Raw genomic sequence first — 11,085 nt, forward strand, 5'->3', positions numbered from 1 at the left:
CGGATGACCACCCGAATCCTCCCGGCGGTCGGTGACCCGGAGGCCGCCCGCTCCATCATCACCCTGCTCAGCCAGCTCCCCGAGGCGGAACCGGCCGCCCCGGTGCCGGACTCCACCTCGCTCCTGGACACCCTGGCCCGGCTGGCCGCGGAATCCCTCGACGAACTGCCCGAGGTGGTGCTGGTCCACGAGCGGATCGGCCCCGTCCCGGCCCTGGAACTCATCCGCGACGTCGCCCTGCGCTTCCCGGCCGTCGGCGTCATCCTGGTCAGCTCCGGAGCCGGCCCCGGCCTCTTCTCCGCGGCCATGGACTCCGGCGCGCGCGGCCTGATCGGGCTGCCGCTGGCCTACGAGGAGCTCGCCGCCCGCGTCCAGGCCGCCGCCCAGTGGTCCGTGGGCGTACGCCGCCACCTGGGCCGCGGCCCCGACGTCCTGGCCGGCCCCGGCGGCCGCGTGGTCACGGTCACCGGAGCCAAGGGCGGGGTCGGCGCCACCTTCACCGCCGTCCAGTTCGCGCTGGCCGCGGCCGCCGCCGGCCGGCGCACCGCACTGGTGGACATGGACCTCCAGGCCGGGGACGTGGGCTCGTACCTCGACGTGCAGTTCCGGCGCTCCATCGCCGACCTCGCCGGGATCCAGGACATCTCGCCCCGGGTGCTCCAGGACGCGGTGTACGAGGACCGCACCGGCCTCGCCCTGCTGCTGGCCCCCGGCGAGGGCGAGCGTGGCGAGGAGGTCGACGAGCGGGCCGCCCGCCAGGTCATCACCGCCCTGCGCGGACGCTACGACCTCGTCGTCATCGACTGCGGCACCCAACTGACCGGCGCCAGCGCCACCGCCGTGGAGAGCGCGGACGTGGCGGTCCTGGTCACCACCCCGGACGTGGTCGCCGTACGCGCCGCCAAGCGGATGGTGCGGATGTGGGAACGGCTCCAGATCCGCAAGGCGGAGGAGACCTCCCTGGTCGTCAACCGCTGGACCAAGCACACCGAGATACAGCCCTCGCTCATCCAGAAGATCACCAAGACCCGGGCCACCCGGACCCCGGTCCCCGCGGCCTTCAAGGAGCTCCAGGCCGTCGTGGACGCGGGCCGCGTCCAGGACCTCGACAACCGCTCCACCGTCAAGCAGGCCCTGTGGACCCTGGCCGGGGAGCTGGGCCTGCTCGCCGCCCCGGACGCCGACGAGCCGCCACCGACGCCCGGCGGCGCCCTCGCGGTGCGCGCGGGCGGACCCGTGGCCCGGCTGCGCGGCGGCGACCGCGGCGCGGTGGGCCCGTGGCGGCGCCGGACCGGGGAGGGCTGAGGGGTGCGCGCCGGGGGGCGCCGCACGGACCGGGTGCGTGCGGGCGGCGACCGGGGGCAGGTGGCCATCGAGTTCCTGGGGACGGTGCCGCTGATCCTGCTGCTGGTGGTCGCGGTGTGGGAGTGCGTGCTGATCGGCTACGCCTTCTCGCTCGCGGGCAACGCGGCGGACGAGGCGGCGCGCGCCGGCGCCGCCCGCGGTGACGGCGCCTGCGCGGCGGCCGCGGGGCGGCACATCGGCGGCGCCTGGCGGATGACCTCCAGCTGCGGGACCTCCGGCGACATCTACAAGGCGACCGTCACGCTCAACCTCCCCGTGCTCTACCCGGGGTTGAACATCGGGGTCCCCATCGTCGGCGAGGGCGGCTCGGCCAAGGAGAGCGCGAGGTGAGCGGCGACGTGTCCAGGAACGAGTCCGGGAACGAGTCCAGGAACGAGCCCAGGAACGAGCCCAGGAACGTGTTCCGTGACGCCTTCGGGAAGGCGTTGCGGAACGGGCGGGGCGCGCGCGCCGACCGGGGCCAAGTCGCCCTGGAGTACATCGGGTTCGTCCCCATCGTGCTCTTCGTCGGGCTCTGTGGCATCCAGCTGGGCTGGATCGGCTACGTCCACGAGCAGGCCGACACCGCGGCCCGTACGGCCGCCCGCGTGGAAGCCCGTTACGGCGAGGGCGGCGAGGCGGCGGGCCGGGCCGCGATCAGCGGCGGTCTGGCCTCGCGCGCCCGGGTCGTGGTCTCGAAGAACGCCGACGCGGTGACGGTGACGGTGACGATCTCCGTCAATTCCATCGTCCCCGGGCTGAGCGTGCCCGACGCCACCCGCACCGCGATCATGCCCAACGACGACCCGGAGGTGACCGGACCATGAGCCTGCGTTCCCGGGTCAACACCCCCGACGACCGGCACGGCCCGCGCGAGGACGGCCGCCTGGTCTCCGCGTACCGCGCCAAACTGCTGGAGGAGATCGACCTCGCCGAGATGTCCGCGCTCGCGCCCGCCGAGCGCCGGGCGCGCCTGGAGCGCGTGCTCGGGCACATCATCAGCCGCGAGGGCCCGGTCCTGTCCACCGCCGAGCGCGCCCAGCTGATCCGCCGGGTCGTCGACGAGGCCCTCGGTCTCGGCGTGCTCGAACCGCTCCTGGAGGACCCCTCGATCTCCGAGATCATGGTCAACGGCCCCGACCAGATCTTCGTGGAGCGCGGCGGCCGGGTGGAGCAGCTCCCGCTCCGCTTCGCCTCCCACGACCAGCTCATGCAGACCATCGAGCGGATCGTCTCCACCGTCAACCGCCGCGTGGACGAGGCCAATCCGATGGTCGACGCGCGGCTGCCCAGCGGTGAGCGCGTCAACGTCATCATCCCGCCGCTGTCACTGACCGGCGCGACCCTCACCATCCGCCGCTTCCCGCGCGCCTTCACCCTGCACGAGATGATCGGCCTCGGCTCGCTCGACGAGCAGATGCTGCTCCTGCTCTCCGGGCTGGTGCAGGCGAAGATGAACGTGATCGTCTCCGGCGCCACCGGCACCGGCAAGACCACCCTCCTCAACGCCCTCTCGGGGCTGATCCCGGAGGGCGAGCGCATCATCACCATCGAGGACTCCGCCGAACTCCAGCTCCAGCAGCCCCACGTGATCCGCCTCGAATCGCGACCGGCGAACGTCGAGGGCAAGGGCCGCATCACCATCCGCGACCTCGTCCGCAACTCCCTGCGCATGCGCCCCGACCGCATCATCGTCGGCGAGGTCCGCGGCGGCGAGACCCTCGACATGCTCCAGGCCATGTCCACCGGCCACGACGGCTCGCTCGCCACCGTCCACGCGAACAGCTCCGAGGACGCCCTGATGCGCCTGCAGACCCTCGCGTCCATGTCGGAGGTCGAGATCCCCTTCGAGGCGCTCCAGGACCAGATCAACAGCGCCGTCAACGTCATCGTCCAGCTGACCCGCTTCGGCGACGGCTCCCGCCGGATCACCGAGATCTCCGTCCTCGAATCGCACGGCCGCGAACCCTTCCGGATCACCACGGTGTGCCGCTACGCCGCCCAGCCCCCGGGGCCCGACGGCCGCGTCCTCGGCCACTTCGAGTACCGCCCGCTGCCGCGCCGGGTCGCGGACCGGCTGTACATGAACAACCAGCCGGTCCCGCAGGCCTTCGGCGTCGCGGCGGCCGGCGGCGGCCAGCCCTATGAGGGGCACCAGGCGCCGTACCAGGCGTACCAGCCGCACCAGCCGCGGTTCGAGGGGCACCAGCCGACGTACCCGCCGGCGCTCCAGCCGCCGTACCCCCACGATCCGCTCGATCCGCTCGACCCCCGGACCATCCTGTGAACGCTCTCGTGCTCCTCACCCTCGGAGCCACCCTGCTGGCCGGCCTGCTCGTCGTCCTCGGCACGCGCGCGTACGCCGCCGGACGCGCCCAGCGCGCGGCCCTCGTCGAACGGCTCACGGCGAGCGGCGAGCCCCCGCCCAGCGGCCGCAGGCGCCGCTTCCCGACCCTCGACCGCCGACTGCGCACGACCTCCTTCGGCCGCCGGATCGAGCAGAAGCTCGCCACGACCGGACTCGACCTGACCCCGGGCGAGTTCCTCGTGTACGTGCTGGCCGCCGTCGCCGGGGTCTGGCTGCTGTCCGCCGCCTTCCTCGCGCCCTTCTTCGGGCCGGTCGCGGGCCTGATCGGCATCTGGGCGGGCAACGCCTTCCTGAACTGGCAGCGGGCCCGGCGCACGGAGCGCTTCATCAACCAGCTCCCCGAGCTGGCCCGGATCCTGGCCAACGCCACCCAGGCCGGCCTCGCCCTGCGCACCGCCATCGGCATCGCCGCCGAAGAGCTGGAGGCCCCCGCGGGCGAGGAACTCTCCCGCGTCGCCGACCGGTTGGCGATCGGGCACTCCATCGAGGAGGCGCTGGGCGAGATCGCCGAGCGGCTGCCCTCGCGCGAGCTCGTCGTCCTGGTGTCCACGCTGGTGCTCTCCGCCCGCGCGGGCGGCGCGATCGTGGGGAGCCTGCGCAACCTGACGGTCACGCTGGAGCAGCGCAAGGAGACGCGGCGCGAGATCCGCACCCAGCTCTCGCAGGTCACGGTGACCGCCTACCTGGTGCCCGCGATCGGACTGGCCTCGCTGCTCCTGGTGGACGCGATGATGCCGGGCGCGCTTGACCGGATGACCGGCGCGTTCATCGGACAGACCGCGGTGCTCGTCGCGCTCGGCCTCTTCGCCCTGGGCTTCGTCCTCATCCGCCGCCTGTCCAAGATCGACGTGTGAGGGCCGCCGGATGACACTCTCCCTGACCCCCTTGACCGGGTCCGGTTCCGGTTCCGGTTCCGGCTCCGGTGCGCTGGCCGCATCGGTGGCGACCGGCGGATGGCTGGGCCCCGTACTGGCCCTGGTCTTCGGCCTGTCCGTCTTCGGCGCCTTCCACGGACTGCGGCTCTACCGCGCCGACACCAAGCTCCCCAGCGACCTGGCCCTCGCCCTGGAGGTCGGCGCCTCGCGCACCACCGCCGTCGGCTCCCTCGTCGACCGGCTCGGCATCCGCTGGGCGCCGCTGGTGCTGCGCCTGATGGGCCGGGACCGGGTGGCCCGCAAGCGCCGCCAGATCGACATGGCGGGCAACCCGGCCGGTCTGACCATCGACCGCTACGCGGCGCGGCGCGCGGTGTACGGCGCCCTCGGCGCGCTCGGTGCCTTCGCGATGCTGATCAACGGCCAGCTGGTCGCGGCGCTGCTGATGGTCGCGTTCGGGCTGTTCTGGATCGAGGTCGGCCTGTGGTCGGCGATCCGGGTCCGGCGCGACCACATCGAACGGATCCTGCCCGACTTCCTCGACGTGCTCGCCGTCGTCGTGAGCGCCGGGCTCGGCTTCCGGCAGGCGCTGGAGCGGGTCGCGGACAAGTACGAGGGCCCCTGGGCCGACGAGGTGCGCATCACCCTCCAGCAGATGAACATGGGCGTCAGCCGCCGCCAGGCCTTCGACGAACTGCGCCGGCGCAACGACTCCGAGCAGGTGGCGCAGTTCGTCACCGCGCTCCAACAGGGCGAGGAACTGGGCTCGCCCATCGTCGACACGCTGATCGCGATCGCCGAGGACATGCGCCGCACCGACGCCCAGAACGCCCGCCGCCGGGCGGCCCGCGCGGTCCCCAAGGCGACCTTCGCGGTCACGATGTTCATGCTGCCCGGCACGCTGATCCTGCTGGTCTGCGGCTTCGTCTACGGCGCGAACGTCGACTTCGGCGCGATCCTGGGAGGTGGCTGACGATGATGGCCGCACTGTCCTTCACCGGGCCCGGGGGCGGCCGCGCCCCCCGCCTCGGGTACGCGCGCCGGGCCGCGCCGGCGGCGCCGGCCGCGGCGGCCATCGCCCTGCCCCTCCAGGCGAACGCCCTCCAGGCCCTGTGCCGCCAGGTCTTCGCCTTCCGGCTGGTGATGATCGCCCTCGGCGCCCCGCTGGCGCTCACCCACACCGCGCCCGGCCTGCCGCTGTGGCTGGTCTCGGGGGCGCTGCTGACCGTCTTCATGTTCTCGTACGCCCTCTTCCGCGACTGGGAGCGCTTCGGCCCGCTGCTGCTGCGCCACCCCTGGCTGCTCGCGGTGGACATGACCTTCAGCGCGCTGTTACTGGTCACCGCGGGCCCCGAGTCCCCGCTCGGCTTCGTCTCCGTGTGCACTCCGCTGCTGGCCGGACTGGTCCAGGGGTGGCGCGGATCGGCCCTGTACGCCGCCTTCCAAGCGGTGGCCGTGGCCGCGCTGGCCCACCACGTGCCGGCGGCGTACCTGCTGGCCACCCTGTGCCTGCTCGCGGGCGCGGCCGGCTCCAGCCTGCGCGGCCTGCTGCTGCGGGTCGGCGAGGCGAGCCGGGCCCTGACCGAGACCCGGGCCCGGCTGGCGGTGGCGGAGGCGGTCCGCGACGAACGGGCCCGGCTGGCCCGGGAGATGCACGACTCGGTGTCCAAGACCCTGCACGGGCTGGCACTGGCCGCGGACGCGCTGGGCCGGACCACCGACCCGGATGCGGTGCGGGCCCAGGCCGCCCTGATCGCCCACGCGGCCCGCCGCGCGGCGGCGGAATCCCGCGAGCTGCTGTGCGAACTGCGCGGGGCCGAGGCGGCCACCGCGGCCCCGCCGGCTCCGCTCGTGGAGGAACTGGGCGCCTGCACGGCCCGGTTCGCGGACGCCGTGCTGTCGGCCCCGGTGGACCTCCCCGACTACCCCGCGCGCGTGCGCCGCCACCTCCTGGCCGTCGCCGCCGAGGCCCTGGAGAACGCCGGGCGCCACGCGGGGGCCGCCCGTACGACGGTGACGGCGTCCGTCGCCGGGGGCCTGTTCGCCCTCGCCGTCCGGGACGACGGCCGCGGCTTCGCCGTGGACGCGTCCCCCGCGGCGCTGCGGTCGGCGGGCCACTTCGGCCTGCTGGGCATGCGGGAACGGGCCGCGGCGATCGGCGCGGAGCTGACCATCGCCCGGGCCGCCCCGTCGGGCACGGAGGTCCGCCTGACGCTTCCGCTCCCGCTCCCGCTCCCGGCTCCGGGGGAGGGCGGCGGATGACACCCCCCGCCACGGCGCTGCGCATCCTGATCGCGGACGACAACCCGGTCGTCCGCGCGGGCCTGGCCGCCCTGCTGGCCACCCACGAGGACCTCCAGGTGGTGGCGGAGGCCGCCGACGGCCGCGGCGCCCTCCACCTCACCCGCGCCCACCGCCCGGACGTGGTCCTGCTGGACGTGCGGATGCCGGGCGTGGACGGCATCTCGGCCCTGCCGCACCTGGTCCAGCTGGCGCCCGTACTGATGCTGACGTACAGCCGGGAGTCCGACATCGTCCGCGAATCCCTCCTGTTGGGCGCGGCGGGCTACCTGGTGCACGGCGAATTCACCCCGGACCAGCTGACCTCGGCGGTCCGCGACGCCCACGCCGGCCGCGCGAACTTCACCTCGACCCCGTCGAGCATCTTGCTCGCAGACCTCCGGGGGGCTTCGCAACCGCAACGAGTTGTGGCACAGTCTTCAGTGCAGCACCACAACCACGCGGCATACGGCCTGAGTTCGAGGGAGGTGGAGGTGATGGACCTGATCGCATCCGGAATGAGCAATCAGCAGATCGCCGCCACCTGCTTCATCAGCGAGAAGACGGTCAAGAACCACATCAACCGCATCTTCGCGAAGCTCCACAGCACCACCCGCAGCGAGGCCATAGCCCGCTGGCTGGGAACCGCCCGTCCAGGAGTGACCGGCCATGGCTAGACGCCGAGCGCATTGGGTCCGTAATTGGGCCCCGGGACCCTTGGTCACCCCCACCCCCACCCCGTACGGTCCGCAAATCGACAGCGGCACCGGACCGGGAGGGAATGCCCATGCCGAACAGCATGCTGCTCAAAGCCTGGATCGAAGCGAGGCTTCGGATGATGGACGAAGGGGAGGGGGACCGGGGGCAGACGGCCTTCGAGTACCTGGGGATCATCCTGGTGGTCGTGGTGATCATCGGAGCGATCGTCGGCACGGGCATCGGGACGGCGATCACGGACCGCATCGCCGCCGCGGTGGCCGCCGTGACGGCGGGTGGCGGCTGACAGTCATGGCCGGTTCCGGCGACCGCGGGCAGGCGTTCCCGATCTACATCGTGACGGTGGCGGGTCTGCTCTTCGCCGCGTTCGCCTTCTTCGCCATCAGCCAGGCCGCCGTGGTCCGCAGTGGAGCCCAGAAGGCAGCGGACGCGGCGGCCTTGGCCGCCGCGGGGGATGCCCGGGACCACTTGCTGCCCGGATTGGACTTCACGAAGCTCAAGCCCGAGGAGTGGCGGAACCTCCTCGACGGGGGTCTCTTCGACGGGGCGGGGGCCTGCGCGGCCGCCACCGACTTCGCGGCGGCCAACGGCGCGACGGCGACGTGCGCACCGGCCCTCCCCAGTTTCACCGTCGAGGCGACGACGAACGCGGGAGTGGGGAATTCCGTCGTTCCCGGCATCGCCGGTACGAGGGGCAAGGGCAAGGCGACGGCGCGCATCGAGCCCAGATGCACTTTGGGTTCCGCGCCGGACCCGGGGGCGACCCCGCCCGCGGACGGAGGTCCGGCACCCAAGCCGGATCCGGATCCGCGTCCGGTTCCGGTTCCGGTTCCGGTCGAGATCTTGTGCAAAGACGGAGCCGTCATCCATTTCGATCCGTCAAAACCGGATCGCTGGCGCACCGTGGCGAGAAGCCTCTTCGACGTGCGCCTGGTCCACTAACGATCAACGAGAGACAGGAAGCGGCGTAGATGAGCATGCGGCACACGGTGAAGGCCCGCGGGGGAGCGGCTGTTGCGGTTGCGGCGGTCCTGACCCTCACACTGGCCGGATGCGGTGGCGGGGACGACAAGCAGCCGCAGGGTGACGCGAAGCCATCTGCCGGTACGTCCCAGGGCGGCTCCTCGAAGAAGCCGTCCGCCAACACGTCTCCGAGTCCTGAACCGACCGAAGTCCTCGCCACGTCGAACGGCGATCCCGGCATCGTCCTCACGATCAACTCGGCCGCGCGCGACCAGGGCGGCTTCGTCACGGTGAGCGGGCAGATCAAGAACGGCACCGACAAGGTGTTCACGAAGGTCACGGCCTGGCGCGGGGACGAGAAGAACGCCAGCGGCACCTCCGTCGCGGGCGCGACGTTGGTCGACAAGCCCGGCAAGAAGCGCTACTACGTGCTCAGGGACACCGAAAGCCGCTGCCTGTGCACGACGGGCATCACCCGCATCGAGCCGGGCGGGTCGATCCCCTTCTTCGTCCAGTTCCCCGCACCCCCCGCAAACGTCACGGAGGTCGACTTCGGCCTTCCCACCTTCGCCACGGCCACCATCAAAATCTCCGGGTGACCCCATGACCACACGCGCACGCTCACACACCCGCCACCGCGCAGCCGCCGCCACCGCGGTCTCCGCGCTGATCATCGCCGGGGGGCACCTGCTCGGCGCGACGAGCGCCCACGCCGACGACAAGGCCGGCGCGCCCGTCGGGGCCGCGCCCTCCGGCTCCCCGCGCCCGGGCGGCACGCCGACCGGCACCACGCCCCCCGGGACCGAGGCGTCCAGTGCCGCGCCCGTGGCCATCGACTCCAACTCGCCCGGTCTGAAGATCCCGCAGGGCGGCACGCTCGCCCCCGCCAAGGTGCTAGACATCGCCGAGGTCGTCGAGGACCTCGGCGGTGAGCAGCGGCGGCAGGAGACCAACCAGAACGTGATGATGGCGCTCCAGTCGGAGGTCCTCTTCCCCGAGAACAGCGCCGTCTTCAACGCCCAGGCCGCGGCCCGCATCCTGGCCATCGCCAACGAGATCAACCAGCAGAAGGCCACCCGCGTCCGCGTCTTCGGCTTCACCGACGACCAGGGCAGTTACGAGCACGGCCTGGAACTCTCCAAGCAGCGCGCCGAGGCCGTGCACACCGAGCTGGCCAAGACCGTCACCAACGCCTCCGTCGTCTTCGACATCCGCGGGTACAGCGAGGACTACCCGATCGCCGACAACGGCACGGAAGAGGGCCGCAAGAAGAACCGCCGCGTGGAGATCACCTTCCCGCGCGGCAGCGACAAGTAGCCCGACCCGGCGGCCGACAGGACCTAGCGGGACCCGCTCCGCGCCAGGAGGAGTTCCGCCATGTCGCGCGCCCGCAGGGCGGCGGCCGGGCCGGGGTCCAGGGACGCCACCGCCGTCGCGCCCTCGACCAGGATCATCAACCGGTCCGCCAGCTCCGCCGCCCCGGGGCCCGCCACCTCGCCCAGCAGCTCCCGCAGCTGCGCCTTGTGGCGCCGTACGACCTCCCGCACCCCGGCCGGTCCCGCGCCCAGTTCACCGTGCGCGTTCAGGAAGGCGCACCCCCGGAAGCCGGGCTCCGCGAACCATTCGGCCAGCCAGTCGAAGACGGCCGTCACCGCGGCCGCCCGCTCGGGTCCGGCCGCGACCACGGCGGTCCGAAGGCTGGTCATCCACCGCTGGTCGCGCCGGTCCAAGTAGGCCTCGACCAGTGCTTCCTTGGCGGGGAAGACCCGGTACAGCCGTTTGAGCGGGACCCCCGACCCGGTGCGGATGCGGTCCATGCCGACGGCCTGGACGCCTTCGGCGTAGAACAGCTCCTCCGCCGTGTCCAGCAGTCGGGTCCGGGCCTCTTCGTCGTCCATGAGGGCAGCGTAACCCTTTTTCGCTTGCGGTGAGAACGCTCGTTCTCTACGGTGAGAACGTACGTTCTCCACTCGCGCAGCGTCGAAAGGCCCCGCCATGTCGTCGTCCAGCCCCAGCCCCAGCACCCCGCGCCCGCCCCTGCCGCCCTTCACGCACGAGAGCGCCTTGGCCAAGGTGCAGGCCGCCGAGGACGCCTGGAACAGCCGTGACCCCGAGCGGGTCGCCCTGGCCTACACCGAGGACTCGGTCTGGCGCAATCGCGACCGCTTCCTCACGGGCCGCGCCGAGATCAGGGAGTTCCTCGCCGACAAGTGGACCCGCGAGCTCGACTACCGCCTGCGCAAGGAGCTGTGGTCCTACACCGGCGACCGCATCTCCGTGCGCTTCGAGTACGAGTGGCACGACGCGGCCGGCCAGTGGTGGCGCAGCCACGGCAACGAGCAGTGGGAGTTCGCCCCGAACGGCCTGATGCGCCGCCGCGAGGCCAGCATCAACGACGTCCCGATCGCCGCATCGGACCGCCGCCTGCGCGCCACCTGAGACGACCTAGCTGTATTGCCTCGGGAGGTTGTGGACGGGTGATGGAGGTCTCGGCTGAGGCGTCTTGAATGGGTGAGGGCCTTCCGGGTTCGGTGTGGA

14 protein-coding genes are annotated in these 11,085 nt (G+C 72.6%); 13 read left to right on the plus strand and 1 reads right to left on the minus strand.

What is annotated here, in order from left to right:
* The first annotated feature begins 3 nt into the window (after positions 1–3).
* The 12 genes from ACZ4UB_RS33765 (at position 4) to ACZ4UB_RS33820 (ending at position 9,864) form a co-directional block, all read left to right on the plus strand.
* Positions 4–1,305 (plus strand): AAA family ATPase, encoded by a 1,302-nt coding sequence (locus ACZ4UB_RS33765; protein ID WP_468076203.1) that lies wholly within the window; start codon positions 4–6, stop codon positions 1,303–1,305.
* A 3-nt stretch (positions 1,306–1,308) separates the two neighbouring features.
* Positions 1,309–1,695, plus strand: coding sequence for a TadE/TadG family type IV pilus assembly protein (locus ACZ4UB_RS33770; RefSeq protein ID WP_354379705.1), 387 nt, complete (start codon positions 1,309–1,311; stop codon positions 1,693–1,695).
* Positions 1,692–2,171 (plus strand): TadE/TadG family type IV pilus assembly protein, encoded by a 480-nt coding sequence (locus ACZ4UB_RS33775; RefSeq protein ID WP_468076206.1) that lies wholly within the window; start codon positions 1,692–1,694, stop codon positions 2,169–2,171. The genes ACZ4UB_RS33770 and ACZ4UB_RS33775 overlap by 4 nt, the downstream gene beginning before the upstream one ends.
* A complete protein-coding gene (locus ACZ4UB_RS33780) occupies positions 2,168–3,631 on the plus strand; it encodes a CpaF family protein (RefSeq protein ID WP_468076208.1) in 1,464 nt (487 codons plus the stop codon). Before ACZ4UB_RS33775 ends, ACZ4UB_RS33780 begins: the two co-directional genes overlap by 4 nt.
* Positions 3,628–4,566 carry a type II secretion system F family protein gene (locus ACZ4UB_RS33785; RefSeq protein ID WP_354379702.1) on the plus strand — a complete coding sequence of 313 codons (939 nt, stop codon included), beginning with the start codon at positions 3,628–3,630 and terminating at the stop codon, positions 4,564–4,566. Before ACZ4UB_RS33780 ends, ACZ4UB_RS33785 begins: the two co-directional genes overlap by 4 nt.
* 103 nt (positions 4,567–4,669) lie before the next feature.
* On the plus strand, positions 4,670–5,560 hold the full coding sequence (locus ACZ4UB_RS33790) for a DUF5936 domain-containing protein (protein WP_468076223.1): 891 nt from the start codon (positions 4,670–4,672) through the stop codon (positions 5,558–5,560).
* Between the two features lie 2 nt (positions 5,561–5,562).
* Positions 5,563–6,849: a sensor histidine kinase gene (locus ACZ4UB_RS33795; protein ID WP_468076210.1), complete on the plus strand. Its 1,287-nt coding sequence runs from the start codon at positions 5,563–5,565 to the stop codon at positions 6,847–6,849.
* Entirely contained in the window at positions 6,846–7,544 is a 699-nt protein-coding gene (locus ACZ4UB_RS33800; RefSeq protein WP_354379700.1) for a response regulator transcription factor, read from the plus strand. Before ACZ4UB_RS33795 ends, ACZ4UB_RS33800 begins: the two co-directional genes overlap by 4 nt.
* 122 nt (positions 7,545–7,666) lie before the next feature.
* Positions 7,667–7,870: a hypothetical protein gene (locus ACZ4UB_RS33805; protein WP_468076225.1), complete on the plus strand. Its 204-nt coding sequence runs from the start codon at positions 7,667–7,669 to the stop codon at positions 7,868–7,870.
* Positions 7,871–7,875: 5 nt separating this feature from the next.
* Positions 7,876–8,526: a pilus assembly protein TadG-related protein gene (locus tag ACZ4UB_RS33810; protein WP_468076212.1), complete on the plus strand. Its 651-nt coding sequence runs from the start codon at positions 7,876–7,878 to the stop codon at positions 8,524–8,526.
* Positions 8,527–8,555: 29 nt separating this feature from the next.
* Positions 8,556–9,146, plus strand: a complete 591-nt coding sequence (locus ACZ4UB_RS33815) for a hypothetical protein (RefSeq protein ID WP_468076214.1) — start codon at positions 8,556–8,558, stop codon at positions 9,144–9,146.
* A gap of 4 nt (positions 9,147–9,150) precedes the next feature.
* On the plus strand, positions 9,151–9,864 hold the full coding sequence (locus ACZ4UB_RS33820) for an OmpA family protein (RefSeq protein WP_468076216.1): 714 nt from the start codon (positions 9,151–9,153) through the stop codon (positions 9,862–9,864).
* Between the two features lie 23 nt (positions 9,865–9,887).
* Here the strand turns inward: ACZ4UB_RS33820 and ACZ4UB_RS33825 are convergent, their stop codons facing one another.
* Positions 9,888–10,445 (minus strand): TetR/AcrR family transcriptional regulator, encoded by a 558-nt coding sequence (locus ACZ4UB_RS33825; protein ID WP_468076218.1) that lies wholly within the window; start codon positions 10,443–10,445, stop codon positions 9,888–9,890.
* Between the two features lie 97 nt (positions 10,446–10,542).
* Here ACZ4UB_RS33825 and ACZ4UB_RS33830 point away from each other — a divergent pair, with 97 nt between their 5' ends.
* The gene (locus tag ACZ4UB_RS33830; protein WP_468076220.1) at positions 10,543–10,986 is read left to right on the plus strand and encodes a nuclear transport factor 2 family protein; all 444 of its coding nucleotides are present in this window, start codon (positions 10,543–10,545) and stop codon (positions 10,984–10,986) included.
* Positions 10,987–11,085: the final 99 nt, after the last annotated feature.

It is taken from the genome of Streptomyces sp. NPDC028419, from assembly GCF_055565515.1.

What these genes read in the sequence shown, in the direction of transcription:
- ACZ4UB_RS33765 (WP_468076203.1), top strand. Translation starts at nt 4, where the DNA reads ATGACCACCCGAATCCTCCCGGCGGTCGGTGACCCGGAGGCCGCCCGC.
- ACZ4UB_RS33780 (WP_468076208.1), top strand. Translation starts at nt 2,168, where the DNA reads ATGAGCCTGCGTTCCCGGGTCAACACCCCCGACGACCGGCACGGCCCG.
- ACZ4UB_RS33795 (WP_468076210.1), top strand. Translation starts at nt 5,563, where the DNA reads ATGATGGCCGCACTGTCCTTCACCGGGCCCGGGGGCGGCCGCGCCCCC.
- ACZ4UB_RS33800 (WP_354379700.1), top strand. Translation starts at nt 6,846, where the DNA reads ATGACACCCCCCGCCACGGCGCTGCGCATCCTGATCGCGGACGACAAC.
- ACZ4UB_RS33805 (WP_468076225.1), top strand. Translation starts at nt 7,667, where the DNA reads ATGCTGCTCAAAGCCTGGATCGAAGCGAGGCTTCGGATGATGGACGAA.
- ACZ4UB_RS33810 (WP_468076212.1), top strand. Translation starts at nt 7,876, where the DNA reads ATGGCCGGTTCCGGCGACCGCGGGCAGGCGTTCCCGATCTACATCGTG.
- ACZ4UB_RS33815 (WP_468076214.1), top strand. Translation starts at nt 8,556, where the DNA reads ATGAGCATGCGGCACACGGTGAAGGCCCGCGGGGGAGCGGCTGTTGCG.
- ACZ4UB_RS33820 (WP_468076216.1), top strand. Translation starts at nt 9,151, where the DNA reads ATGACCACACGCGCACGCTCACACACCCGCCACCGCGCAGCCGCCGCC.
- ACZ4UB_RS33825 (WP_468076218.1), bottom strand. Translation starts at nt 10,445, where the DNA reads ATGGACGACGAAGAGGCCCGGACCCGACTGCTGGACACGGCGGAGGAG.
- ACZ4UB_RS33830 (WP_468076220.1), top strand. Translation starts at nt 10,543, where the DNA reads ATGTCGTCGTCCAGCCCCAGCCCCAGCACCCCGCGCCCGCCCCTGCCG.